The organism is uncultured Merdimmobilis sp., from assembly GCF_902471145.1.
Classification (GTDB): domain Bacteria; phylum Bacillota; class Clostridia; order Oscillospirales; family Ruminococcaceae; genus Merdimmobilis; species Merdimmobilis hominis.
In genome coordinates this window covers 16,862-42,245 of record NZ_CABRJC010000015.1, presented here as the reverse complement: position 1 = coordinate 42,245, position 25,384 = coordinate 16,862, and the positions used below count along the sequence as shown (strand labels likewise).

At 58.4% G+C, this 25,384-nt stretch carries 21 protein-coding genes; 16 read left to right on the top strand and 5 right to left on the bottom strand.

The features are described from left to right. The first annotated feature begins 90 nt into the window (after positions 1-90). The 15 genes from RDQ42_RS07935 (at position 91) to RDQ42_RS07865 (ending at position 18,556) form a co-directional block, all read left to right on the top strand. Positions 91-1,686 (top strand): NAD(P)/FAD-dependent oxidoreductase, encoded by a 1,596-nt coding sequence (locus RDQ42_RS07935; RefSeq protein WP_054332306.1) that lies wholly within the window; start codon positions 91-93, stop codon positions 1,684-1,686. 10 nt (positions 1,687-1,696) lie between these two features. Beyond that, the gene (locus RDQ42_RS07930) at positions 1,697-2,533 is read left to right on the top strand and encodes a phosphatase PAP2 family protein (RefSeq protein WP_308588527.1); all 837 of its coding nucleotides are present in this window, start codon (positions 1,697-1,699) and stop codon (positions 2,531-2,533) included. A 112-nt stretch (positions 2,534-2,645) separates the two neighbouring features. Next, a complete protein-coding gene (gene recJ / locus RDQ42_RS07925; protein ID WP_071428341.1) occupies positions 2,646-4,676 on the top strand; it encodes a single-stranded-DNA-specific exonuclease RecJ in 2,031 nt (676 codons plus the stop codon). Between the two features lie 11 nt (positions 4,677-4,687). Then, positions 4,688-6,871 carry a bifunctional (p)ppGpp synthetase/guanosine-3',5'-bis(diphosphate) 3'-pyrophosphohydrolase gene (locus RDQ42_RS07920; RefSeq protein ID WP_071428342.1) on the top strand — a complete coding sequence of 728 codons (2,184 nt, stop codon included), beginning with the start codon at positions 4,688-4,690 and terminating at the stop codon, positions 6,869-6,871. Between the two features lie 16 nt (positions 6,872-6,887). After that, positions 6,888-7,349, top strand: a complete 462-nt coding sequence (gene dtd / locus RDQ42_RS07915) for a D-aminoacyl-tRNA deacylase (protein ID WP_231358339.1) — start codon at positions 6,888-6,890, stop codon at positions 7,347-7,349. Positions 7,350-7,409: 60 nt separating this feature from the next. Continuing rightward, positions 7,410-8,039 (top strand): MBL fold metallo-hydrolase, encoded by a 630-nt coding sequence (locus RDQ42_RS07910; protein WP_231358340.1) that lies wholly within the window; start codon positions 7,410-7,412, stop codon positions 8,037-8,039. 31 nt (positions 8,040-8,070) lie between these two features. Further along, complete coding sequence (hemZ, locus tag RDQ42_RS07905; protein ID WP_231358341.1) at positions 8,071-9,546, top strand: coproporphyrinogen dehydrogenase HemZ; 1,476 nt, start codon at positions 8,071-8,073, stop codon at positions 9,544-9,546. Then, on the top strand, positions 9,527-10,465 hold the full coding sequence (locus RDQ42_RS07900) for a uridine kinase (RefSeq protein WP_071428345.1): 939 nt from the start codon (positions 9,527-9,529) through the stop codon (positions 10,463-10,465). Before hemZ ends, RDQ42_RS07900 begins: the two co-directional genes overlap by 20 nt. 286 nt (positions 10,466-10,751) lie before the next feature. After that, positions 10,752-11,231: a zinc ribbon domain-containing protein gene (locus RDQ42_RS07895; protein WP_195254544.1), complete on the top strand. Its 480-nt coding sequence runs from the start codon at positions 10,752-10,754 to the stop codon at positions 11,229-11,231. Positions 11,232-11,288: 57 nt separating this feature from the next. Next, positions 11,289-13,406, top strand: coding sequence for a glutamine synthetase III (locus RDQ42_RS07890; protein ID WP_054332314.1), 2,118 nt, complete (start codon positions 11,289-11,291; stop codon positions 13,404-13,406). Between the two features lie 177 nt (positions 13,407-13,583). After that, positions 13,584-15,359 (top strand): polysaccharide biosynthesis protein, encoded by a 1,776-nt coding sequence (locus RDQ42_RS07885; protein ID WP_071428347.1) that lies wholly within the window; start codon positions 13,584-13,586, stop codon positions 15,357-15,359. 48 nt (positions 15,360-15,407) lie between these two features. After that, positions 15,408-16,229, top strand: a complete 822-nt coding sequence (gene mazG / locus RDQ42_RS07880) for a nucleoside triphosphate pyrophosphohydrolase (RefSeq protein WP_267888289.1) — start codon at positions 15,408-15,410, stop codon at positions 16,227-16,229. Between the two features lie 22 nt (positions 16,230-16,251). Then, entirely contained in the window at positions 16,252-16,527 is a 276-nt protein-coding gene (locus RDQ42_RS07875) for an HU family DNA-binding protein (RefSeq protein ID WP_054332316.1), read from the top strand. 98 nt (positions 16,528-16,625) lie between these two features. Then, entirely contained in the window at positions 16,626-18,299 is a 1,674-nt protein-coding gene (locus RDQ42_RS07870) for a hypothetical protein (protein WP_231358342.1), read from the top strand. A gap of 14 nt (positions 18,300-18,313) precedes the next feature. Beyond that, positions 18,314-18,556 carry an RNA-binding S4 domain-containing protein gene (locus RDQ42_RS07865; protein WP_054332318.1) on the top strand — a complete coding sequence of 81 codons (243 nt, stop codon included), beginning with the start codon at positions 18,314-18,316 and terminating at the stop codon, positions 18,554-18,556. A 52-nt stretch (positions 18,557-18,608) separates the two neighbouring features. Here the strand turns inward: RDQ42_RS07865 and RDQ42_RS07860 are convergent, their stop codons facing one another. Then, positions 18,609-19,136 (bottom strand): hypothetical protein, encoded by a 528-nt coding sequence (locus RDQ42_RS07860; protein ID WP_071428348.1) that lies wholly within the window; start codon positions 19,134-19,136, stop codon positions 18,609-18,611. Between the two features lie 380 nt (positions 19,137-19,516). Between RDQ42_RS07860 and RDQ42_RS07855 the strand changes: the two genes are divergently transcribed. Continuing rightward, positions 19,517-21,217 (top strand): B12-binding domain-containing radical SAM protein, encoded by a 1,701-nt coding sequence (locus RDQ42_RS07855; RefSeq protein ID WP_071428349.1) that lies wholly within the window; start codon positions 19,517-19,519, stop codon positions 21,215-21,217. 81 nt (positions 21,218-21,298) lie between these two features. On the opposite strand, the gene RDQ42_RS07850 is transcribed toward RDQ42_RS07855, so the two are convergent. The 4 genes from RDQ42_RS07850 to RDQ42_RS07835 all read right to left on the bottom strand — a co-directional run bounded on the left by RDQ42_RS07850 (position 21,299) and on the right by RDQ42_RS07835 (position 25,079). Then, entirely contained in the window at positions 21,299-22,186 is an 888-nt protein-coding gene (locus RDQ42_RS07850) for a MerR family transcriptional regulator (RefSeq protein ID WP_054332368.1), read from the bottom strand. A 206-nt stretch (positions 22,187-22,392) separates the two neighbouring features. Beyond that, complete coding sequence (deoC, locus tag RDQ42_RS07845; protein ID WP_231358343.1) at positions 22,393-23,049, bottom strand: deoxyribose-phosphate aldolase; 657 nt, start codon at positions 23,047-23,049, stop codon at positions 22,393-22,395. 18 nt (positions 23,050-23,067) lie between these two features. Next, entirely contained in the window at positions 23,068-24,036 is a 969-nt protein-coding gene (locus RDQ42_RS07840) for an ATP-binding protein (protein ID WP_071428350.1), read from the bottom strand. 14 nt (positions 24,037-24,050) lie between these two features. Beyond that, complete coding sequence (locus RDQ42_RS07835) at positions 24,051-25,079, bottom strand: DnaD domain protein (protein WP_308588526.1); 1,029 nt, start codon at positions 25,077-25,079, stop codon at positions 24,051-24,053. Between the last annotated feature and the right edge of the window lie 305 nt (positions 25,080-25,384).

The following is a 25,384-nucleotide window of genomic DNA, read 5'->3' as shown; positions in this document are numbered from 1 at the left end:
ATCATCTTATCATTTCTCGGCTTCGCGTGATAAGATCCCTACCCTTACCTCAATATGTGCCGGCGCGGAGCGGCGGAATGGATGATTGGTATGGCCATTGTTGTCACAGGAATCAAAACAGGCATCGGCGACCCCAAGGACGCCGCCCTACAGGAGGCCCTGCGCCGATTGAAGCTGGGCAGGGGGGAGGCCGAAGCCCATATCCACAAAGTGTCGGTGGACGCCCGCAAGCGGGGGGAGATCCACTTTGTCTCCTCGGTATTGGTGGACCTTTATGATCCAGGCCGGGAAAAATCCCTGGTGGAGCGGCTTCACAACCCCCAGGTCACCTACCGGGAGAGCTTCCGGCTGGAGGTCCACCATGGGGACAAACCCCTCTTCTCCCGGCCGGTGGTGGTGGGCTTCGGCCCAGCGGGGATGTTCGCCGCCCTTCTCCTGGCCCGGGAGGGCTTTCGCCCCATCGTCTTGGAGCGGGGCGGCAGCGTGGAGGAACGGGTTCCAGCAGTGGAGGGATTCTGGGCAGGCGGCCTTTTGGACCCGGTGAGCAACGTCCAGTTTGGAGAAGGGGGTGCCGGCACCTTCTCCGACGGCAAATTGACCACCCGCATCGGCGACCCCCGGTGCGAGTTTATCCTCCGGGAACTGGCTGCCCATGGCGCGCCGGAGGAGATTTTAAAACAGGCCAAGCCCCACATCGGCACCGACAAGCTGCGGCTGGTGGTCCGGTCCATCCGGGAGGAGATCCTCCGGCTGGGCGGGGAGATCCGCTTCCGGGAGCAGGCCACCGACTTTATTTTAGAAAAGGGTGCCCTCAAAGGGGTGGTCACCTCCCGGGAAACCATCCCGACCCAGGCTGTGGTGCTGGCCTTGGGTCACAGCGCCAGGGATACCTTTGCATCCCTCCATCAAAAAGGGGTGACGCTGATCCCCAAGGCCTTTTCGGTGGGGGTGCGGGCAGAGCAGCTCCAGTCGGTGATCGACCAGGGGCTGTACGGCGACCTGGCCGGCCATCCCGCTTTGCCGGTGGGGGAATACCAGCTCTCCCACCGCAGGGGGGAACGGGGGGTGTACACTTTCTGCATGTGCCCCGGCGGCCTGGTGGTGCCCTCCTCTTCCGAGGAAGGGGGTATCGTCACCAACGGGATGAGCGAATACGCCCGGGACCGGCAGAACGCCAATGCGGCGCTGGTTGTATCGGTGGACGGGGCGGATTTTGGCCGGGAGTGGGACGCGGGCATCCGGTTCCAGCGGGAGCTGGAGCAAAAAGCCTATGCCATAACCGGCAGTTACCGGGCCCCCGCCCAGACTGCTGGCCGGTTCCTGGCGGGGAAGCCGGGTTTGGAACTGGGGGCGGTGGAACCCTCCTACGCCATCGGGGTGGAGGGGGCAGATTTCGACCGTCTGTTCCCCCCGGTGGTGACCGCCATGCTGCGGGAAGGGCTCGCCCTCTTCCAGCGCAAACTCCCCGGTTTTGGGGCGGCGGATGTGGTGCTCACCGGCCCGGAGACCCGGACCTCCTCCCCGGTGCGGATTCCCCGAGGGGAATCCTTGGAAGCGGAAGGGATCTTGGGCCTGTATCCCTGCGGGGAGGGGGCGGGCTACGCCGGGGGGATCGTCTCGGCAGCGGTGGACGGCCTGCGGGTCGCCCAGCAGATCATTGCAGTCTACAAACCTATGTGGGAGTAAGGAGGCGGCTATGGAACTGGAACTCATCCGATTCATCCAGCAGTTCAGGAGCCCAGTGCTGGATGCTATTTTCACTGCGGTCACCATGGTGGGGGAGCCCTACTTTGCAGCGGCCGCCCTCACCTGGATTTATTGGAATGTGGACAAGGGGAGGGGACGTTTTATCGCCTATGGGGTATTCACTTCCCTGGTGATCAACAACGCGGTCAAGGACTTCTTCAAACTGCCCCGGCCCATCGGCCAGGAGGGGATTGTGAGCCAGCGGGTGGAGACAGCCACCGGCCACTCCTTCCCCAGCGGCCACACCCAGAACACCGCCGCAGTGTTTACCAGTTTGGCCCTGGCTTTTTCCAGCCGGGTACTGGCGGTGCTGACCCCCTTTGCCATCCTGTTGGTGGGGCTTTCCCGGCTGTATCTGGGGGTCCATTACCCCAAGGATGTCCTAGCGGGCGCCCTCTTAGGGGTGTGCATCCCCCTGGCGCTCCACCGGATCTACCTGAAAACCCGGGATAAACAGCTGCTTATCCTTTTGACCTTTGCCCTTTTGCTGCCAACCGTGCTGGTGGGGGATTCCCGGGACTACATCAAGGGGATGGCCCTTTTCTGCGGGTTTGCTTTCGGCTCTCTGCTGGAAGACCGGCTGGTGAGCTTTTCCACTGAGGGGCGGCCCGTCATCAAGTGGGCGCGGTACCTTTTGGGCCTGGCCATCCTCGGCGCGGTGGAATTTGGCATGAAGTTCCTTCTGCCCGATGTGGCCGCCGTGGTGGGGCTGCGGTATTTCTTATTGAGCTTCCTGGGAATGGGGGCTTTGCCTTGGCTGTTCCAGGCCCTGCATCTTTCCTATTAGGAAAGATTGTGTTTTTTCGGCAAAAATGGTAAAATAAATAGATAAACACCAAGTTTTACTTGGGATTGAGCGAATTTAGAAGAAACCGCCCCCAAGGGCGTGGGAGGAAACTGTGGCAATCAAGTACTGGGACATTCGAACCATCGATCCAGCGGCTCCCCAGCGGCTGTGTGAGGAGCTGGGCCTGCCTGCCCTGGCGGGGGAGGTGCTCTGTGCCCGGGGATATGACACCCCGGAAAAAGCCCAGGCATTTTTGCAGGAGGACGCCGCCTTTGGCGACCCTTTTTCCTTCCGGGATATGGACAAAGCGGTGGAGCGGGTCTCGGCCGCTATCGAAAACTTTGAGCGGATCGCCGTCTACGGGGACTACGACTGCGACGGGGTCACCTCCACCGCCCTTCTCTACAGCTATTTGGAGACGGTGGGGGCGGATGTCCTCTATTACATCCCCGACCGGGAAGGGGAGGGCTACGGCATGAACTGCGGGGCGGTGGACCGCTTGGCAGAACAAGATGTCTCGCTGATCATCACGGTGGACAACGGCATCTCCGCAAAAGAGGAGATCGCCTACGCCGCCTCTTTGGGCATTGACGTGGTGGTCACCGATCACCACCAGCCCCCAGAGGAGCTTCCCCCCGCCGTTGCCGTTGTGGACCCCCACCGGGCGGACTGCCCCAGCGGAGCCCACAACCTGTCCGGGGTGGGAGTGGCCTTCCAGCTGATCTGCGCCCTGGAAGGGGACGACGGCGGCGAGATGCTGGACTATTACGGCGACCTGGTGACCATCGGCCTCATCGGCGACGTGATGGAGCTGACCGGCCAATGCCGCGCCCTGGTAAAACGAGGGCTTTCCCGGCTGGGGGAGAGCGAGCGCCCCGGGATTCAGGCGCTGCTGGAGGTGGCGGGCATCGCCCCCCGGACCATCACCGCAACCTCGGTGGCCTTTGGCTTGGTGCCCCGCATCAATGCGGCGGGACGGTTGGGGGAGACCGAAGCGGCTCTGCGCCTTTTGCTCACTGACGACCCGGAAGAGGCAGCGGCCCTGGCCCAGCAGCTGGAGGAAGACAACCGCACCCGCAAGGAAATTGAGCAGGGCATTTTGCGGGAGGCGGAAAGCCTCCTCGCCCGCAATCCCCAGCTTCTCTACCGGCGGGTGCTGGTGCTGAGCGGCAAAGGCTGGCACCACGGGGTGATCGGCATCGTCTGCGCCCGGCTGGTGGAAAAGCACGGCAAGCCCTGCATCCTCATCGCTGAGGAAGGGGAGGAGGCACGGGGCTCCGGCCGCAGCGTGGAGGGGTTCTCCCTCATCGGCGCCATCGCCGGGTGTAAGGAACACCTATTGCGGTACGGCGGCCACACCATGGCGGCGGGCCTTTCCCTGGCGGCAAAGGACATCCCCGCCTTTGCCGCGGCCATCGAGGAGCAGGCAAGGGAGATGTGCCCCTTGATGCCCCCCTACGCCCTCCATGTGGACCGGGTACTGGACCCCTCCCGTCTAACAGTGGGGGAGTTCGCCGGCCTCTCCTGCCTGGAGCCCTTCGGTTCGGGCAACGAGTACCCCCTGTTCGCCCTTTCCCGTCTGCGGCTGGAGCAGGTCATCCCCATGGGGGGCGGCAAACACCTGCGCCTGCGGCTCTCCAAGGATGGGAATGGGGTGTTTGCGGTGTACTTTGGCATGGCGCCGGAAAAATTCCCCTACCAAGTGGGGGATGTGTTGGATTTTGTTGCAACCATTGACAGAAACTACTATAATGGAGAGTGCCGTTTGTCGGTGAAGATCAAGGATATCCGGCTCTCCTCCCTCAACCAGAAGAAACTCTGCAACGGCAGGGCCTTTTATGACGCCTACCGCCGGGGGGAGGAACTGCCCATTGAGAAGCGCCATGTCACCCCATCCCGGGAGGATGTGGCGGTAGTCTACCGCTATGTGCGGGGACAGCGGAACTTGATTTTGGATTATGACCTGCTGTACAGCCGGTTGGTCTCCAAGGAGATCAACTACTGTAAAATGCGGATTATTTTGGATATATTGGAGGAACTGGGCCTCGTCGACCGGCGGGGAGACGGCACCCTCTCCCTGGCGCCTGCCAGCGGGAAGGTGGACCTTGGTTCCTCGGCAATTCTCAAGAACCTACAAGGATAGCTGGTGATAACATGACGATCTATACCATGGATGATCTGCTCGCAAAAATTAAAGAAAGCGGTAAAGCTTACGATGTGCCCAAGATCACGGCGGCCTTTGAACTGGCCGACACAGCCCACGCCGATCAAAAGCGGGTCTCTGGGGAACCGTACATCACCCACCCGCTGGCGGTGGCCATCATCCTTGTAGAATTGGGCATGGATACCGACAGCATCGTGGCCGCCCTGCTCCACGACGTGGTGGAGGACACCCAGGTGCCTATGGAGCAGATTGAAAAGCAGTTTGGGAAAGATGTCGGCCTTTTGGTGGGTGGGGTCACCAAGCTGGGCAAGATCCCCTTCTCCTCCCGGGAGGAACAGCAGGCGGAGAACGTCCGCAAAATGCTGCTGGCTATGGCCCAGGATGTGCGGGTCATCATCATAAAATTGGCCGACCGGCTCCACAATATGCGGACCCTTTCGGCCATGCGCCCCCAAAAACAGCGGGATAAGGCCCTGGAGACCATGGAGGTGTACGCTCCCTTGGCCCACCGTCTGGGCATCAAGGCGGTCAAGGAGGAGCTGGAGGATCGGGCGCTGAAATTCCTGGACCCAGTGGCTTACAATGAGATTGAAAACCAACTGGAGCTGCGCAAAGATGAGCGGCAGAAGTTCTTGGAACACATCCAGGAAAAGATCACCAGGCGCCTACAGGAGGAAGGGCTGGAGGGCATCCACTTGGAAGGCCGGGTCAAGAGCATCTACGGCATCTACCGCAAGGTGTATATGCAGGGCCGGGCCTTTGACGAGATCTACGACATCTACGCGGTGCGGCTCATTGTGGACACGGTCATTGAGTGCTACAACCTCTTGGGCATCATGCACGATATGTTCCGGCCCATCCCCAACCGGTTTAAGGACTACATCTCCACCCCTAAAAACAACATGTACCAGTCGTTGCACACCACCGTGCTGGACAAAGAGGGCATCCCCTTTGAAATCCAGATCCGCACCTGGGATATGCACCACACCGCGGAATACGGCATCGCAGCCCACTGGAAGTACAAGGCGGGCCTGAGTGGCAAGGATAAGCTGGAGGAGCGCCTCTCCTGGGTGCGGCAGCTGCTGGAAGCCCAGAAGGAGAGCGAGGACGTGGAGGAGATTGTCCGGTCCATCAAGACCGACATCGCCCCTGAAGAGGTGTTTGTCTTCACCCCCAAAGGGGATGTCATCCGCCTTCCAACCGGCTCCACCGTCATCGATTTCGCCTACGCTATCCACAGCGAGGTGGGCAACCGGATGGTGGGCGCCAAGGTGGATGGCCGGATGGTCTCCCTGGATTTTGAGGTGAAAACCGGCATGATTGTGGAGGTCATCACCTCCAATGCCAAGGGCAACGGCCCCAGCCGGGACTGGCTTAAGATGGTCAAGACCAGCGAAGCCAAGACCAAGATCCGCAGCTGGTTTAAAAAAGAGCGGCGGGAGGAGAACATCCTGGAAGGCCGTGAGGAGATTGAGCGGGAATTCAAGCGCAATTTCATCAGCCTCCCCGACGACAAGATGCAGGAGTTCCTCACTGACATTGCCAAGCGTCAGCACTTCTACACCTTGGACGACTTTATGGCGGCGGTGGGGTATGGGGGGATCTCTCTTTCCCGGATCATGCCCCGCATCAAGGATGATTACAACCGGCAGTACCGGCCCCAGGAACCGGTCAGCCCGGAGAAGATCCTTCAGAAGCCCAAAAAGCAGAAGGCTTCCAGCGGGGTCATCGTGGAGGGGCTGGACGGCTGCTTGGTCAAGTTTGCCAAGTGCTGCAACCCTCTGCCCGGGGACGAGATCATCGGCTTTGTCACCCGGGGCTATGGGGTTTCCATCCACAAGCGGGATTGCATCAACGTGGAGAAGGCCTTGGAGGACACCTCCCAGCGGGAGCGTTGGGTCAGCGCAGAATGGGCCCAGAACGCCACCAAGGAGAGCTTTAAGTCCACTATCGACATCTTGGCCAGTGACCGCAACAGCCTTTTGGCGGACGTGAGCATCACTCTGAGCAACATGCATGTGCCCATCCACGCTTTGATGGCCAAGGAATTGAAAGACAACCAGACCAGCATCCAAATTACCCTGGGCATCAGCGATCTGGACCAGCTTCGCACCATCGTGGCGAACCTGTGCAAGATCAACGGGGTAGTTTCGGTGCAGCGGTCCTATCAATAACAGCAGGAGGTACGCAATGAAAGCAGTGATTCAGCGGGTCACCGAGGCCTCGGTGACCATCGACGGGCAGGTTGTGGGCGAGATTGGCCACGGCATCCTGCTCCTTTTGGGGGTCTGCCCCCAGGATGGGGAGAAAGAGGCCGCCTGGCTGGCCGACAAGGTGGTCAACCTGCGGATCTTTACCGACAACGAGGACAAGATGAACCTCTCCCTCATGGACGTGGGCGGGGAGATGCTGGTGGTCTCTCAGTTCACCTTATATGGGGACTGCAAAAAAGGGCGGCGCCCCTCCTACACCGACGCCGCCCGGCCGGAGATCGCCGACCCGCTGTATCAGTATTTTGTCCGTTGCATCCAGGACGCCGGAGTACCCAAGGTGGCCACCGGCCGGTTTGGGGCGGATATGAAGGTGGCCCTCGTCAACGACGGGCCGGTCACTTTGATTCTGGACACCGCCGAAATCATGCCGAAAAAGTAACCCTCCCCCGGGACAAAATCATCGGGAGTTTGGAAAACAGCAGAAATGGAGAGAAAGCCAATGGATGTTTATGTCGTCGTCGTCGGGACCATTGAAACCAACTGTTACCTAGCCGCATCGGAGAAGAAGAACTGCGCAGTCATCGACCCCGGCGCAAACGGGGAGAAGATTTTGGGCGAGATTGAGGAATACGGCCTCACCCCCCAGTACATCGTCCTCACCCATGGGCATTACGACCACACTGGCGCCGTCAAGGCGGTGAAGGAGAAATTCCCCCAGGCCAAGGTCTGCATCAGCGGGGAAGACGAGGAGATGTTCCACGACTTTAAAAAGTGCATGGCCCCGCCCAGCTATGCCAAGTCCGGCAATTACGACGGCCTGGCGGCGGATGTCCTCCTCAAGGACGGGGACACTATCGCCCTGGACGAGCTCACCTTCCAGGTGATCGCCACCCCCGGCCACACCAAAGGCGGCATCTCCCTCGTGTGCGGCGACGCTCTCTTCACCGGGGACACCCTCTTCTGTGGCACCGTGGGCCGCACCGACCTGTACGGTGGCAGTTACGAAGCTATTGTGGATTCGGTCAACCGGCTGGCTGCCCTCCCTGGGGATTACTCGGTCTTTCCTGGCCACAGCAAGCTGACCACTCTGGAAGAGGAGCGCCAAACCAATCCCTACATCGGCAAATAGCCTTTTGAATCAATCAACGGGGGGTCTTACCTTGATCGTACTAGTAGATGGGCACAAGCACCATTATGAGATGGAGTGCCTGACCATGATGTTCTTCCCAGGGGAGAAAATCACCACCACAACCGACCTTTCCCAGCAGGATGGGGACTATCTGTACACCCGCCTGCGGGAAGGGGAGGGAATAGGGCAGCTGTTTGTCCGCGCCTCGGTGGGGGGGACCTCGGCGGAGGAAGGGATGGAGATCCCCTTGGATGCCCCGGATTATGACCGCCAGTGCGAACGGGGCTTTGGGCGGATGGTGTACCGCCTCCTGTCTGCCGCCACCGGCCGGGCGCCCAAATGGGGGATCCTAACCGGGATCCGGCCAATCAAGCTGTTCCACCAGTGCGTGGCCGACGGCATGACCGAGGAGGAGATCCGCCAGCTGTTCACCCAGGAAATGCTCCTGAGCCCCGGCAAGCTGGACCTTGCCATACAGACCCAGAAAAACGAGCAGAAGGTGCTGTCCCGCTCCACCAGGGACAGCTTCAGCCTGTACATATCCATCCCGTTCTGCCCCAGCCGGTGCCATTACTGTTCCTTTGTCTCCCATTCCATCGACCGGGCCAAAAAATTGATGCCCGAATATGTCTCCCGCCTGGTGGAGGAGCTGCGGTACACCGCCAAGCTGGTGGATCAAATCGGGATCAAGCTCAAGACGGTGTATTTCGGCGGGGGTACCCCCACCACCCTGACGGCGGAACAGCTACAGCTGCTCATCGACGTGATCAAAGAGGAGTTCGATTTCTCCCACCTGGAGGAGTACACCATCGAAGCGGGCCGGCCGGACACCATCACCCTGGAAAAGCTCCAGGTGATCAAGAATTCCGATGTCACCCGCATCAGCATCAACCCCCAGACCCTCAACGACCAGGTGCTGGAGGCAGTGGGCCGCCGCCACACGGCGAAGGACGTCATCGACAAATTCCACATGGCCCGGGAGGTGGGCATCGACTGCATCAACATGGATTTGATCGCCGGCCTGCCTGGGGACACCCTGGACAGCTTCCGGCGCAGTGTAGACGGCCTCATCGCCCTTGGGCCGGAAAACATCACCGTCCACAGCCTTTCGGTGAAGCGGGCGGCGGACCTGGCCAAAGTGGACCCCGAGTTCTTGCGCCATGGCAGCCTGGTCAGCGATATGGTGGACTACTCCCAGCGGGTACTGGCCCAGCACGACTACCATCCCTACTACCTCTACCGGCAGAAGAACACGATGGACAATCTGGAAAACGTGGGCTACTGCCGCCCGGGGCAGGAGGGGCTGTACAACGTTTACATCATGGATGAGACCCATTCCATCCTTGCGGTGGGGGCCGGCGGGGTGACCAAACTGCGGGAACCCGGCGGCTCCAAAATCCAGCGGGTATTCAATTTTAAATTCCCATACGAATATCTCAGCCGCTTTGATCAAGTCATTGCAAGAAAGGACGAGGTGACCAAATTCTATGAAACATACCCATTCTAATCAACCGGCAGCCCTCTCCATCGCCTCGGTAAACCAGCTGGCACAAACCGCTCCCCAGCAGTTGGTGGAGCGCACCCACCAGCGGTACCAGGACCAGCTGCGCACAGTGGCCCAGGCCATTTTACAGCGTCCTGCCCAGCGCCGGGTAGTGTTGCTGGCCGGTCCCTCGGCCTCTGGCAAGACTACTGTCGCCCGGGATCTCTCCCAGATGATCACCGAGCTGGGCACCCCGGCCCTGACCGTCTCCATGGATGATTTTTACCTGGGCCATTACCCGCTGCTCCCCGACGGAACCGAGAATTTTGAATCCTTTGAAGCCCTGGATATCGAACTATTTGACCATTGTATGGCCCAGCTGCTGGGGGAAGGGAAAACCCGCCTGCCCAAGTTCGATTTTGTCACTGTAACCCGCTCAATGAATAAGGAAGAATCCATCTTGCCGGAAGGTGGGGTCGTGGTGGTGGAGGGCATCCACACAATGAATCCCCGGGTGTCCATCAACTTGCCATCGGAGAATCTTTTCCGGCTGTATGTCCATGTGGATTCCCAGTTTGTGGATGACAAAGGGCAGACCCTGTTGACTCCAAAGAACATCCGCCTGATGCGCCGGATGCTGCGGGACCGGAACTTCCGCAACTATTCCATCTTCAACACATTGGGCCGCTGGGACCATGTCCTTTCGGAGGAGCGGGAAAGCCTGGAGCCTTATCGGGAGTTTGCCGATGGGTTTGTGGACAGCGCACTGGAGTATGAACCTGCTGCTTTCCGCCACTACCTGCTTCCCATTTTGCGGGAAGTGGGGTGCGACAGCCCCTTCTACGAGCCCATCAGCGAGCTGTGTGAGGCGTTGGAGCAGTTTCCCCAGCTGGATACCGACCTGATTCCACAGGATTCACTATTCCGCGAGTTTGCGGGCTAAGAATTTCTGACAAAATGCCACCATTACAAATGAGGGAAAACGTGCTACAATAATCGCAGAGCGATTATTGGGGAAGAAATCCTTCTCGGGCCATAGGCCCGCCGCAAAGCGGCATCAGGATTTTTCCCATTTATGCAGACTTTGGGGTATCATAATCGCAGAGCGATGATTGGAGAAGAAATCCCCGCTGCACGACCCGCTCCCCTAGGGGGCTAAAGCAATGCACCCGCGGTGGCCGCGGATACAATAAGGCCGCGCCGGCCTGACCGGCGGAAAGGAGCATCCCATGAGCAGATTCGACGACCTGTTACTCAAGGCAAAGACAGTCGCCAACGCGGCTGGCAAAAAAACCGGCGAGCTGGTGGAAGTGTCCAAGCTGAAACTGGAAGCTGTTCAGATCAATTCCGACATCCAGAAGGCCTATGAGCGCCTGGGCAGCGTGGTATATGAACAGGAGAAAACCGGTGCGGACAACAACGACCTCATCGCCCTGTGCGTCTCGGAGATTGACGGCCTGCTGGTCGAGCTTTCCGACCTTAACGCCAAGATCAACGAGGCCAAAAACACCGTCAAATGCATGAGCTGTGGCGCGGAGAACCCGGAGGGGTCACTCTACTGCGCCAGATGCGGCAGCGCCCTGAACCAGGTGGAGTACACCTCGCCGGTGACGGTGCAGGCACCTGTGGAGGAAGCTGCAAAAGAGCCTGCTTCCCCGGCAAAGGCGACCGAGGAGGAGCTGTCCGGTACCCAGGAGGACAACCAGTAATTTTAAAAAAAGGGGGTGCAAAAGCCCCCTTTTTTCTATTTTTGTGAGGTGCATAGCATGAGTCTTGAGACAAAAACCAGAAACCCTGTGGAGTATTTCGGCGAAAATGTGTTTGACGACCGGGTGATGCGGGAGCGCCTGCCCAAGGAGACCTACCGCGCCTTGAAACAGTGCGTAGGGGAGGGCCTGCCCCTCACTGCCAAAATCGCTGAAGTGGTGGCCAACGCCATGAAGGATTGGGCCATCTCCAAAGGGGCGACCCATTACACCCATTGGTTCCAGCCTCTCAACGGGTTCACCGCGGAGAAGCACGAATCCTTTATCTCGCCCATCGACAACGGCGGCGCTATTATGGAGTTCTCCGGCAAAATGCTGATCAAAGGCGAGTCGGACGCCTCCAGCTTCCCCTCCGGCGGATTGCGGGCGGTGTTTGAAGCCCGGGGCTATACCATGTGGGACCCCACCTCTCCCGCCTTTTTGAAGGAGGACCGGGCCGGGGTAACCCTGTGCATCCCCACCGCCTTCTGCGCCTGGAGCGGCGAGGCCCTGGACGAGAAGACCCCGCTGCTGCGGTCGGTCAAGGCCCTCAATAAGCATGCGCTGCGCCTCTGCCGGCTGTTTGGCGACCACGATGTCAAACAGGTACATACTTCCGTGGGCGCGGAGCAGGAGTATTTCCTCATCGACCTGGACCACTACCGCCAGCGCAAGGATTTGGTCCTCACCGGGCGCACCTTGTTCGGCGCCAAGCCCAGCAAGACCCAGGAGATGAGCGACCACTACTACGCCGGCTTAAATGAGCAGGTGGCCGGCTTTATGAAGGAGATCGACGAGGCCCTGTGGAAGATGGGCGTCTCGGCCAAGACAAAGCACAACGAAGCCGCCCCCTGCCAGCATGAGCTGGCCCCCATTTTCTCGGTGGAAAACATCTCTGCTGACCAGAACCAGCTAATCATGGAGACCCTACAGCGGGTAGCCCTCAAACACAACCTGGCCTGCCTTCTCCATGAAAAACCTTTTGAATACATCAACGGCTCAGGCAAGCACAACAACTGGTCTATCACCACCGACAACGGCCAAAATCTGTTAGAGCCCGGAGACAACCCCTATGACAACGCTAAATTCGTGGTATTCCTCTGCGCGGTGATCCAGGCCATCGATAAGCATGCCGGCCTGTTGCGGGTGTCCGCTGCCAGTGCCAGCAACGACCACCGGCTGGGTGGGTACGAGGCCCCTCCTGCGGTGATCTCCATCTGCCTGGGCGAGCCGCTGTCCGACATCCTGAAAAACATCGCCTGCCAGGCGGAACACGGGGAGGAATCCAAGCGGATGCTGGACTTTGGCGTTCCCACCATGCCCCAGATGTACGCCGACTCCTGCGACCGCAACCGCACCAGCCCCTTTGCCTTCACCGGCAATAAGTTTGAATTCCGGATGCTGGGTTCCTCCCAGACCATCTCCTGGGCCAACACCATCCTCAACACTATTGTGGCCGAGACCCTGGATGAGTTCGCCACCCGCCTGGAAGGGGCGGAGGACTTTGACGGGGAGATTCAGCGGATCATTGCCGACGTATATGAGAACCACAGCCGGGTAATCTTCAACGGCAACGGCTACTCCCAGGAGTGGATGGAGGAGGCGGCCCGCCGGGGCCTGCCCAACCTGAAAAACACTGTGGAGGCCGCCAAGGAGCTGATCCGCCCCGAAGTGGTAGAGTTATTTGACAAATACGATGTCTATGACCGCCAGGAGATGGCCGCCCGTTATGACATCATGCTGGACATCTACACCCGCCGCATCCTCATTGAGGCCCGCACCATGGCGGAGATGGCCCGCACCCAGCTGTACCCAGCCATCAGCCGGTACCTGACCGAGGCCGCCCAGGCGGTGAAGGCCCTGGGGGATATTGGCAAGGCCTCCCGCTCCCAACAGGATAAGCTGGACTGCCTCATCTCCCTCCTGGATTCGATGGATGAGGACATCGTACTGCTCACCGACAAGATCGGACGGGCGGATGGTATGAAGAAGGACCACGAAGCCTGTGCCGCCTTCTGCGCCGGGGAGATCTTGCCCGCCATGAACGACCTGCGGGTGGTCACCGACCGCCTGGAGTCGATGGTAGACAGCCGGTTCTGGCCCATCCCCACCTACAGCGAAATCCTCTTCAACGTCTAGGGGAGAAATCGGGCATCTGGTAAAAATTCCATGAATTATTTGGGAAAAGGTGGCATATAGGCCACCTTTTCCTTTATACTAAATTCTATGGAATTTCTCGGCTGGGGAAAGGGAGCGGTATGCGCTCCCTCACCGGGGAAAACGGTACTATCCCAGCGGCTTTTCCAATAGGATAGGATGAAGAATGGAACAAAGGGGGAGAAAGCCCTGAAAAAACAAAACCGGCAGTCGGTCTTGGAGGGAGCGCTGATTTTGATGGCCGCCACTGTGGTGGTCAAGGTGATTGGCGCGCTGTTTAAAATCCCCTTGGCCAATATTTTAGGCGGCGGGGGAATGGGGTACTTTATGACGGCATACAGCCTGTTCAACCCACTGTATGCCCTAGCTACGGCGGGCCTGCCGGTGGCAGTGTCCAAACTGGTGTCGGAGAGCGTGGCACGGGGCCGCTGCCAGGACGCCAAACGGGTGTTCCGGCTTTCCCTGTGTCTCTTCCTAGCTACGGGTACCTTGGGCTGCATCGCCATGGTGCTGGGGGCAAGGTCCTTCTCCCAGGCGGTGGGCAACCCTGGTGCTGCCTTGGCGGTGGCGGTGATGGGCCCGGCGGTCTTCTTCGGGTGCTTCACCTCCGCTTTCCGGGGATACAATGAGGGCCTTCGCAACATGACCCCAACCGCCCTTTCCCAGGTGGTGGAAGCGGTGGCCCGGCTGGTGTTCGGCATTGCCTTTGCCACCTATCTGCTGCATCACGGCATGGCGGAATATGCCTCCTATGGCACAGTGTACGGCCAGGCGGCAGCTTCCCTGGAGGACGCCCAGCGGTTGGTGCTGCCGGTGGCTTCGGCAGGGGCGGTGGCAGGCATCTCGGTGAGCACCGCCTGCGGGAGTCTCTTTTTGCTGCTGCGGCAGTTCTTCTGCCGGGATGGCATCACTCGGGAGCAGCTGGCCTCTTCCCCCAGGGCCCGTTCCCGGAGGGAGCTGGGGCGGATGCTCCTCACGGTGGCATTGCCGGTTTGTCTGGCCTCCGCGGCGGTCAATCTGACCTCTCTCATTGACCTGGGCTCCATCATGAACCGGCTTTCCACTGCCTTAGAAGAAAACCCCCAGGCAATTTTGAATATGTATGGGGGGCTACTGCCTGAGGGGATGACCCTTTCTGAGATCCCCAACTACCTGTATGGTTCTTACACCGGTTTGGCGGTGACGGTGTTCAACCTGGTGCCGGCACTGACCGTCACCTTCGGCACCAGTGCCCTGCCGGCGGTCTCCTCCTCTTGGGCGGTGAAGAACTACCAGGCCACCAAACGGAATATCCAGTCCATTTTGCGGATCACCGCCTTGGTGGCCATCCCGGCGGGCCTGGGGATTTTCGCCCTTTCCGGGCCGATTTTAAACCTTTTGTTTTCCTCCCGGGCGGCGGAGGCGGCCATCGCCGCCCCAGTGCTGCGGTGGATGGGCTTGGCGGTGATTTTGGTGGCCATGGCCAGCCCGGTCAACAGCATGCTCCAGGCGGTGGGCCGGGCCGATGTGCCGGTGAAGATGATCCTGGCCGGGGGCCTTGTGAAGCTGGGCTGCAACTACCTGCTCATCGCCGTGCCGGAAATCAACATCAAGGGCGCGCCGGTGGGGACTATTTTGTGCTATGGGCTGATCCTTTCGGTCAGCCTTAGAATCCTCTGCCGGGAAACCGGCATCGCTTTGGAGTGGGGAAAAACGTTTGGCAAGCCCTTCCTTGCCGGGATTGGCTGCGCCCTCTGCGCCTGGGCCGCCTATGGGTTTTTCTCCCGCGGGGTGTTCTCCAGCCGCCTTTCCACCCTGGCCGCCGTGGCGGTTGGAGGGGGATTTTACCTAATGTTTTTGCTGTTTTCCAAGGGATTTGTCAAAGAAGACGTTTTAATGCTGCCAGGGGGAGAAAAAGTTTCGAAAATACTTGAAAAATACTCTCTTTTGGGGTAATATAATTAGTGCTTGCCCGGAATAATTGGAAAACTTGGGGTGTCCGCTTTGTCTGTTGATTTCGCGTTTAAAGAAACATATTCCATCGAAGATCTTCTCGCCATCATGCGCATTCTGCGGGGGGAAAATGGCTGCCCCTGGGATCGGGAACAGACCCATCAGTCCATCCGCAACAATTTTATCGAGGAGACCTACGAAGCGGTGGAGGCCATCGACAACAGCGACCCGGTCCTTCTGGAAGAGGAACTGGGCGACGTGCTGTTGCAGGTGGTCTACCATGCGGAAATGGAGCGGGAAGCCGGCAGATTTTCCTTTGAGGATGTGGCCGACGGCATCTGCCAGAAGCTGATCCAGCGCCATCCCCATATTTTTGGCGACGTTGTCGCCGGCACCACAGACGAGGTGCTGGACAACTGGGATGAAATCAAAAAGAAAACCAAAGGGCAGACGACCTATACCGATACTCTCAAGAGTGTTCCAAAGGTGTTCCCTTCTCTCATGCGCGCGGCCAAGGTGCAGAAGCGCGCGGCAAAATCCGGCTTTGCTTACCCCGACGGGAATTGGGCCATGGAGGCCCTTTCCAGCGAGGTGGAGGAACTTCGGGAGGCGCTGCGGCAGAACGACCTATCCGCTGCCAGTGAGGAATTGGGCGACCTGTTGCTTTCGGCGGCCAATCTATCCCGGTATCTGGATGTGGATGCGGAAGAGTGCCTCGGCACCTCCTGCGACAAATTCATTTCCCGGTTTGAGAGGCTGGAAGAGCTAGCCGCCTCCCGCAAGGTTGACATGAAAAAGGCATCCCCCCAAGAGATAATCGCCTTGTGGGAGGAAGCCAAGAGACAGCATAAGTCCCCAAATCCATCGATTTAAAAAGTACGGAGGTTTATCCAAAATGACAAAAGCAGAATTGATTAATGTTGTAGCCCAGAAGACCGAGCTTTCCAAAAAAGACAGCGAAAAAGCTGTTTCCGCTGTTGTAGACGCCATCACCGAAGCCCTGGCTTCTGGCGATAAAGTATCTCTGGTTGGCTTTGGTACCTTTGAGGTCAAAGAGCGCGGCGAGAGAAAAGGCATCAATCCCCGCACCAAAGAGGAGATCACCATTGCCGCTTCCAAGCTGCCTTGCTTCAAAGCTGGTAAAGCGCTGAAAGATTCTGTTTCCAAATAGTATTTGAGAAAACCCTGTAAAATCGGGAGTGCGTTGACGCATTCCCGATTTTTTGTTATGCTGGTCTTAACAAGACCCAGTACAAGGAGGAAATCTGTATGAAATACCGGCTGTTGGCCCTTTTGCTGGCTGCGTTGCTGCTGGCGGGGTGCCAGGATCGAAGCGGCCCTGCGCCATCCTCTTCTTCTGAGGTGGAAAGTGCCGGTTCTGCGTCCGAGGGGCCCCGCACCCCTTTGGAGACAGCGCTGGATGAGAACATCGCTTCAGCCTTTCCCACTGGCAGCGATTGGGAAGCCCTTTCCGCCTTTGGCATCACAGCCCAGGCCGGCCGGGGGGAGTTTGTAAACCAAAGGGAATACCGTTGCCCAGTGACCATTCAAAATGCCGAAGGGGAAAAAGCGACCCTCGTTGCCTCCGGGATTTACAAGCCAGGGGATATCCCCGATGATCCAGGGGAGAATTTGCGTATTTCCATCTGTGGCTTTCTGCCGGCGGGGGAGGATAAGCTGTTGCTGGCAGATGCCTTCCAAGTGAAGCTGATCTCCATCAGCCATCTGGAGGAAGAGCCCCAGATGCTGTACTCCATCCCGCCGGAGGAGGGCTCCGTGGTGGATGCCGCCTATGATCCCCAGGGAGGGTACCTGGTGCTGACGGTGGATGCCAACTCCAACACCCTGATCCACCTGGATCTTTCCGGCAAAGAGACAGGCAGAACCCACATCCCCAAGCCGGAGAGCTCCCAAAGCGCCCTGTTTGGCCCATATGAACGGATGACCCGGACAAACGACTGCCAATACCTCCCCCTAGGGCAGATGCAGTATATCTCCATGGAGGAGCCGGCCTGGCTTTTGGAGGATAGAGCCCTGTGGGATCCCTCCACCAAAGAATTGCGGGAAAACTTTGGAACCTTCTTCCGCTGGGAAGGGGAGGAGTGCCATCTTCGCCTCTGCCGGGGGGAGGTGGGAGGGGAAGCTCTCGCCCTTTTGGAGAGGCCCGGGGAAAAGACGTTGGGCTTCTTCTTTGATGGCTCGGCCATCGACCCCAGCTTGGGGGCTTATGAGGGGGGTAAAGAATGGATCACCGGCTATGCGGCGGAACTTTCCGTCCCCCGTCTCCGCCTGGAAGCCGGGGAGCTTCGGATGGCCATGGCCTTTGACTTCGAAGCCCAAACCGCCCAGGTGGAATACTCTTACACCCCCGCTGACCTGCAAGGGATCGGCCCGGTCTGCTCTTCCCCCAGCGGTGCAAGGGCGGTATATCTCCCCTCAACGGGCGGCATGGGAGATGCCATGTGGGGCAATTACGCCCTCTATGACAGCGCAAAGGGAACAGTGGAGTATCTGGCACCCTCTCTGGGAGCTTCTTCTGCCTTTTTTGCCGGGGAGGAGCGGGTTTTTGTCAACAACCTGGAATCTCTGTCCCTGTATGATGCCGCCACCGCACAACCCATTGAGAAGAACATCCCCATCCCGTCAGATCAAAGCGGCAAGGCCCGGTGGGCAATCGCCTGCATAGGGGATGCCAAACACCAATTGGCACTGGCCCTCTGCCGGGAGGCAGGCTACGACTTCCCGGAGGAGACCGTCCCGGTCTCATTGGTGGTGTATGACCTTTCCGGCCAGGTGATCCGGGACATCCCCACCGATATCCGGACGCCTTATGTTTCCAAAAACTACCCCTACAGCCCGGATATCCAGCTGGACGGCCAGGGAAACCTGCTGGTCCGCAACGGGGAGGGCGCCCTTTTAGGCACCATTCCCTATCTCCAATAGAAAGAAGGAACAATATGCGTTTGGATAAATATTTGAAGGTGACCCGGCTGATCAAGCGGCGCACCATTGCCAACGAGGCCTGCGACGCCGGCCGGATCTCGGTCAATGGCAAACCTGCCCGCGCCTCCTATGATGTCAAGGTCGGGGATGTGCTGGAGATCAACCTGGGCTCCAAGCCCCTCAAGGTAAAGGTGCTGGAGGTCAGCGAATACGCCACCAAAGAGACTGCCAGCACCCAGTATGTGGTGGTCGATTAGAAGCGCGCACAGAAAAAGCATCCTTCGGGAAATGCCCCGGAGGATGCTTTTTTTATCCATTTGTAGCGATGTAAAGGGTTACCGGCTGTTCCAGTTCCCCCAGGATTTCGCCGTCCATGGGGTCGAGGATGTGCAACAAAGCGGTGGCTGGGTATTTCCCCTTGGGGAGAGGCCGGTTCAATAGCCCCTCGCTCACCTGGCACCCTGCTGGGATCACCCCGGATTGGTACACCGTCTCGCCAGGTAGCACAATATCCACCTGCATGTCGTATTCGTTGGAGCCGTGGTTGAGGAGAAGGAGGTTCCCCGCCTTGTCCCCAGCGGCAAAGTAGGGGGTGGCGTTGAGGGTGTAGACGAATTCCCCCTCCTGGTTGGGGGAGAAGGAGTCCGGATCTTGCATCTCCACCTGGTTGGGGTCGAGGGCCTGGGGGTCGGTAACTGGCTGGGCGGTGACAGCCGCCTCTGGAGAAGAAGGGCTTCTCAAAAACAGCGCCAGGCATCCGGCTGCCACGGCGACAATGGCCAGCATCAGCAAAATGGAAAGCTGCTGGTGTTTTTTGTTTTTGCGGCGAATGTCCATAGGGCGGCCTCCGTTCGACTTTTTCTGTGGTTCATTATACCACAAAGTCTGCACAAACGGCAAGAATTGCGATGCGGCTGTTGCCGCAAAGGGCTTCGCCCTGCAAGCAATTCTTCGAATGCCACAGCTTTGCCTGTGGCTATTGTACCTCAATGTCTGCACAAACGGCAAGAATTGCGGTGCGGCTGTTGCCGCAAAGGGCCTCGCCCTGCAAGCAATTCTTCGAATGCCACAGCTTTGCTGTGGCTATTATACCGCAGAATGAGGGGGATGGCAACGAGGGGAGAGTGGAAATCCGCTGGTTTTTATGTTACAATAGTACAATAGTTCGAGAATGTGGGCTGGGAAGATTGCCCGCAAACAAAAATGGGAGGGTGGATATGAACTGCCTTTTGGTGGCGATCAACGCCAAATATATTCACACAAGTTTGTCGGTGCGGTACCTGGCGGGGTATTCCAACCAAGTGAACCAGCAGAAGACTCAAATCGCCGAATTTACCATCAACCACCGCCCAGAGCTGATTTTGGAGGAGCTGTTCCGCCAAAAACCGGATCTCCTGTGCTTTTCCACCTACTTGTGGAACGTGGACCTGGTGCTGGAGATCGCGGAGAATTTCAAGAAGGTTTCCCCCTCTACCACCATCGTGCTGGGCGGGCCGGAGGTCTCTTTTGACGCCAAAGAACTGTTGGAAGCCCATCCCTTTTTGGATGGGGTGCTGATGGGGGAAGGGGAGGCTTCCTTTGCTGATTTGGTCTCTAAATGGTCTCAGAATGCCGATTTTTCAAATGTAAAGGGATTTACCTTTACAGATAAAAACGGGGTAAAATCCACCCCTCTGCCCCCGCTGTTTGACATGGATCTGCTCCCTTTCCCCTATGGGGAGGAGGAACTGTCCAGCGGGAAGATCCTCTATTACGAAAGCAGCCGGGGCTGCCCGTTCAACTGCCAGTACTGTCTCTCCTCCCTGGATAAAAAGGTCCGCTTCCGCCGGGTGGATCTGGTGTTAGGGGACCTTCAGCGGTTTTTGGATGCGAAGGTGAAGCAGGTCAAGTTCGTGGACCGCACCTTCAACTGTAAAAAAAGCCACGCTATGGCCATCTGGACCTATCTGGCCGCCCACGACAACGGGGTGACCAACTTCCACTTTGAGCTCTCCGCCGACCTGCTGGACGAGGAGATGCTGGACTTCCTGTCCACGGTGCGAAAGGGCCTCTTCCAATTTGAAATCGGCATCCAGTCCACCAACCCTAAGACTATTGCGGCCATCGACCGCAGGACGGATCTGCCAGAGCTTTTTTCCATCATCCGGCGGATCAACGCTCCAGGCAATATCCACCAGCATTTGGATTTGATCGCCGGCCTCCCCTACGAAGGCCTGGAATCCTTTGAGCGCTCCTTTAACGACGTGTATTTCCTGGCGCCCCAGCAGCTGCAATTGGGGTTTTTGAAGGTGCTTAAGGGCTCCGGGCTCCACCGGGACCGGAAAAAATACGGCCTTGTCTACCGGTCGAAAGCCCCCTATGAGATCCTGGAGACCCCTTGGCTTCCCTTTGCCGACGCCTTAAAATTAAAGGAGGTGGAGGAGATGGTGGAACTGTACCTCAACTCCGGCCGGTTCTCCCATGTGCTGGAACAGCTGATGGAGGACTTTGATTCCCCCTTCCAGTTCTTCCTCCAACTGGGGGAATTCTACCATCAAAAGGGGTATCACCTAGCTGCCCATGGGCGGGAAGAGTACTACACCATCCTCAAGGAATTTTATGAAGAGGGAGGCCACCAGCTGGACGGCCAGCTCATCCAGCGCACCCGGCTGGACAACCTCTACCACGAGCGGCCCCGCAAATTGCCGGATTGGGCCAAACCGGACCTTGTGCAGCCCCGAAGGGAGGAGCTGATCGCCTTTTTCACCCCTCAGCGGGTGGCGCAGTACCTGCCAGGATATGAGGGGATGGATCCGAAGGAGATCCTCAAACAGGTCCATGTAGAGCGTTTTGCCCATCCTCAGCCGAGGACCCTGTTGTTCCGCTACGACCGGAGGGATCTGCTGGGCCGGGCCTTGGCGGTGGAAATCCCCTTATAAACAAAACTGCCCCCGGGGAGTCATCCCCGGGGGTTTTGTGCTGCCCAATGAGCGGATATGTTTTGGGGTGGAAGAAAGCGGCTATTCCTCCAGCAGGGTTTTGGCCAAGTCGGGGGGGAGCTTCTCCAGAAGTTTTTGATTGGCTTCCTCCAACCGGCGGCTGTAGGCTTCATAGGCTGGGCTGAGCCGACGCATCTGTGGCAGAAAGACGTCGTAATACCCACTGGATTTGCCAAATTCCCGGAAGAGGGCCATCCACTCCCCCATGGCAGACTGTTGGAATTCCTCGCTTTGCTTCCATTGGAGGTATTCCAGCACCGGTTTTTGGTTTTCCTCCCAAAAGGCATCAAAATCGGCCATAGTCTCCTCCATCCGCTGGGGTTGGGCGGCCAGTTCCCGGTCGCCGGCCTGGGTTTCCGCCTGCTCTAGCAGGGCTTGGCAGCCAGGGGTGAGGGGAGGGAACTCCACCCCATCCAAGAAGGTGAGGATCTGTTCATAGGCGTCCCGCTGTTCCGGGGTCTCGATGGGGGATTGGAGGAATCTTCCAAAGTGAATGCTGATATACCGGCCATAGTACCCAGGGAAGGCCCCCAGCAGCTTCTGCCGGATGGTCTGCTTCTGTTCCAGGAATTCCAGCTGCCGCTCCAGGGCTTCGGGGGATTCCCCATCCAAATACCGGTTCAGCAGCTCCAGCTGTTTTTTCTGGAGGGCGAGCCGGTCCTCTTGTCGCGCTTGTACCAACTTGGTTGCACCGGCATCCCCGGGGGAGGCCAGCAATAGGGCGATCTCCTGCACCGGCAGGCCCAAACGGCGCAAAAAGGCAATGGTTCCAAGGCGTCCGGCCTCCTCCTGGGTGAATTCCCGGTACCCGTTTTCCTGGGATGCCGGGGAGATCAACCCCTTTTCCTGGTAATAGGCCACCGCTTTTTTGGTGAGCCCGGTTTTTTGGCAGATTTCATTGATTTTCATGGGATACACCTCCTGGGTTTGATTGTAAGGGATGCCCCAAGGGAACAGTCAAGGGGGAATTTTGCTGGGCTGAGAAAATTGCTGGGTAATTTTGGCGTTTTGTTTCCCTAAATCTATTTTTGTGCAAAAAGCGCGGACAGATTTTCTGTCCGCGCTTTTGTCCTTTTGGGGGGGAGCTGGCAAAAACATCCCATCGGATGGGACGCCTACTGCCGGGCGGCGTTTAGGATCTTGATGGCCGAACTGGTGCCCAGCCGGTCCGCCCCCAGGGAGAGGAATTTTTCCATATCCTCCACCGAGCGGATACCGCCGGCGGCTTTGATCTTCACACGGCCGCCTAGGCACTCCTGGAACAGCTTGACATCTTCAAAGGTGGCCCCGCCGGTGGAAAACCCGGTGGAGGTCTTGATAAAGTCGGCTCCGGAAGCCTCCACAATCTGGCACATCTTGCGCTTCTCGTCGTCGGTGAGCAGGCAGGTCTCGATAATGACCTTGAGGATGTGGCTGCCGCAGGCCTCCTTCACCGCCTTGATGTCCGAGAGGACCAGGTCGGTGTCCCCCGCTTTCAGGGCGCCGATGTTGATGACCATGTCGATCTCCGACGCGCCGTTTTCGATGGCTTCCTTGGCCTCAAAAACCTTGGCTGCGGTGGTGGTGGCCCCCAAGGGGAAGCCGACCACGGTGCAAACCGGGATACGGCCGGCCAGGTACTGGGCGGCGGCTTTTACATGGCCTGGGTTGATGCAGACCGAAGCGGTCTTGTAGGCGACGGCCTCGTCGCAGAGGGTTTTGATCTGCTCAAAGGTCGCCTCTGGCTTGAGCAGGGTGTGGTCTACTTTGGAGAGCAGGTATTCTGTGGTCATGGGGTGAAACCTCCTTCATTATCGGCTTTGTTGTTTTTTCAGCACCCGGATGTCGGTGCCGGCAAAGGGCAGGATTTTATATCCGCCAATCAGCCGGGAAACCGTCCGCTCCGAGTAGCGGGCTTCGATGGTTTTCATATCCAGATTGGAGTTGATGATGGTGGGCCGCCCCTCGATCATCCGGGAATTGATGATGTTGTAAATGGTGGCGCTGGTGAACTGGGTGGGGAATTCCGCCCCCAGGTCGTCCAAGATGAGAAGGTCGGCTTCCAGCACAAAGGAGAGGCTATCCTTCTCATCCCCAGAGCGGGAGAATTTTTCATGTTCCAGCTGGGACATCAGGTTCTGCACCGGGATGTAAAAGACATCGAACCCTTGGTCGATTACCGCCCGGGCGATGGCCAGGGAGAGGTGGGTTTTCCCCAAGCCGGTGCCCCCCATCATAAGGAGACTCTCCGATTTTAAGGAGAACCCAGCGGCGTACTCCCGGCACAGGGAGAGGATTTCCCCCATCACCTTGCGGGGGCCAGGGGCGGGGTAGTAGTCCAGGGAGAAGTTTTCAAACTTGCAGTTGCCGATGTCTGAAACCTCCCCCATGCGGGCATAGGCCAGCTGTTTTAAAAGGCTGCGCAGGCAGTCGCACATGTGGTTGTCACAGAAGCCGGTGTCGCCGCATTGGGCGCACTGGTAATTGACCTCCAGATAGTTGGCAGGGTAGCCGTTCTCCACCAGAAGGTCTGCCCGTTTGGCTTGGAGGGCCAGGTTCCCATCCCGCAGGGCAGCCAGTTTTTTCTCCAGGTTCTCCCCGGATAGAATCGCCCGGGAGACCTGGACGCTGGTGCGGGCCAGCTCCTGCTCAATGGCGATGACCTGGGGCAGCTTCTGGGCGATTTCCTCCCGGTGGGCGGAGGCGGCGCGCCTTGCGTCTGCCCGCCGCTGGGAGAGGATGGACAGGGCTTTGTCCATCAATTCTTTGGGGTATGCCACACAAACACCTCCGGTTATTTGCTCAAATAGTCGCTGTAGATCATCTTTTCAATCTGGTCCAGGTCATAGGACGTGGACCGGCTGGGGGCGTGCTTAGGGGAATCGGCAGGGGCCTGCTGGGGCCGTGATTCCTCTGATGCCTGCCGCGGAGTCTTGATGCCTTTTTTATACCAGCTTGACAATATGCTGTCAATATAGGGGAAGGAGAGCTTGCCGATCTTCTCCACTGTCCGCTCATAGGCCAGACGGATCATGGCGATGTCAAACCCGTAGTCATTGAACCAGGTGTTGATAAATTTCTCCTCCTTGGGGATCAGCGACCGCTCTCCGATGCCAAAGGCGGATCGGACCTGGTTTTCCTTGCTGTGCAGGTCGGTCAGTTTAAGGATGTGCTGCTCCGCCTTTTCGTGGGTATCGATGCCCAGATCCACCCAGGAGGCGGCGGTTTTTTCCACATACCGCATGTTGGCCCGGCCAATGGAGCAGCAATACTGGATGACCATGAGAATAAAATCCGCGGCCAAACCATAATAAGAATATAGGGAGGCGATGGTTTCCATCTCCGCGGAGGTCAAAGGCTTGCCCATGATCTGCTGTACCTCGTCGATCAGGCCGGAGAGGCGCTCGTCCCGCTTGATAATGGACAACACCTCCCGCCGGTCCAGTTTTTGTTTCGAGCCCACCCGGATGACCTTTTGCCGCTCCTCCTGGCTGCGGCCTTCCTGGGAGGGCTCTGCCGGAGTCGCTGTCTGGGAGGATGCCAAGGGAACTGGAGTTGGGGCCAACTGCCCCTCCAGAGGCGGCGCTTCCTGCGGGCTGAGAAGTCCGGCCTGCTCCCAGTAGGCGAGGGCGTCCCGCACATCCCCCTGGGACTGTCCCAGGCGGGTGGCGATCTCTTCCGCGGAAAGGGGGATCTGGGTGCGCAGCAGCAGGAGCAGCACCTTGAGGGCGAGGCCACTGGCAAGTTTTAGGTGCTTGTCCACCACACAGGTGGGGACAGCGAAAATTCCGCCCCAAGGGCCAAGGTCAATTTGATAATGCACGCCGATAGCCTCCTTGCTGTATTCGGTCAAACAAATGAATCCCTTTCTAGGGTGGGCCCGCCGGGGTCCAAGTTTTTCCTTGCAGCCTCCGGGAACACCTCTGTCTGGGGGGCCGCATCCGCGTTGCCTGCGATTCTGGCAACACAAAAATCCGCGCCAAGAATTACCTTGCAATCTTTCCTGGCGTGGCATTTGCACAAACTGGAAAAAGCCGGGCTCCGCCTTGCGGCGGGAAGAGTTTTTTCACGAATAATTGCTCTGGGATTATTATAGCACAAACTGGGCCGGGAATGTAGAGGATTTCC

Excerpts from the sequence above, each read along its gene's own strand:
- RDQ42_RS07935 (WP_054332306.1), top strand. The coding sequence starts at position 91 with ATGGCCATTGTTGTCACAGGAATCAAAACAGGCATCGGCGACCCCAAG.
- RDQ42_RS07930 (WP_308588527.1), top strand. The coding sequence starts at position 1,697 with ATGGAACTGGAACTCATCCGATTCATCCAGCAGTTCAGGAGCCCAGTG.
- RDQ42_RS07920 (WP_071428342.1), top strand. The coding sequence starts at position 4,688 with ATGACGATCTATACCATGGATGATCTGCTCGCAAAAATTAAAGAAAGC.
- dtd (WP_231358339.1), top strand. The coding sequence starts at position 6,888 with ATGAAAGCAGTGATTCAGCGGGTCACCGAGGCCTCGGTGACCATCGAC.
- RDQ42_RS07910 (WP_231358340.1), top strand. The coding sequence starts at position 7,410 with ATGGATGTTTATGTCGTCGTCGTCGGGACCATTGAAACCAACTGTTAC.
- RDQ42_RS07900 (WP_071428345.1), top strand. The coding sequence starts at position 9,527 with ATGAAACATACCCATTCTAATCAACCGGCAGCCCTCTCCATCGCCTCG.
- RDQ42_RS07895 (WP_195254544.1), top strand. The coding sequence starts at position 10,752 with ATGAGCAGATTCGACGACCTGTTACTCAAGGCAAAGACAGTCGCCAAC.
- RDQ42_RS07890 (WP_054332314.1), top strand. The coding sequence starts at position 11,289 with ATGAGTCTTGAGACAAAAACCAGAAACCCTGTGGAGTATTTCGGCGAA.
- RDQ42_RS07885 (WP_071428347.1), top strand. The coding sequence starts at position 13,584 with ATGAAGAATGGAACAAAGGGGGAGAAAGCCCTGAAAAAACAAAACCGG.
- RDQ42_RS07875 (WP_054332316.1), top strand. The coding sequence starts at position 16,252 with ATGACAAAAGCAGAATTGATTAATGTTGTAGCCCAGAAGACCGAGCTT.
- RDQ42_RS07870 (WP_231358342.1), top strand. The coding sequence starts at position 16,626 with ATGAAATACCGGCTGTTGGCCCTTTTGCTGGCTGCGTTGCTGCTGGCG.
- RDQ42_RS07865 (WP_054332318.1), top strand. The coding sequence starts at position 18,314 with ATGCGTTTGGATAAATATTTGAAGGTGACCCGGCTGATCAAGCGGCGC.
- RDQ42_RS07860 (WP_071428348.1), bottom strand. The coding sequence starts at position 19,136 with ATGGACATTCGCCGCAAAAACAAAAAACACCAGCAGCTTTCCATTTTG.
- RDQ42_RS07855 (WP_071428349.1), top strand. The coding sequence starts at position 19,517 with ATGAACTGCCTTTTGGTGGCGATCAACGCCAAATATATTCACACAAGT.
- RDQ42_RS07850 (WP_054332368.1), bottom strand. The coding sequence starts at position 22,186 with ATGAAAATCAATGAAATCTGCCAAAAAACCGGGCTCACCAAAAAAGCG.
- deoC (WP_231358343.1), bottom strand. The coding sequence starts at position 23,049 with ATGACCACAGAATACCTGCTCTCCAAAGTAGACCACACCCTGCTCAAG.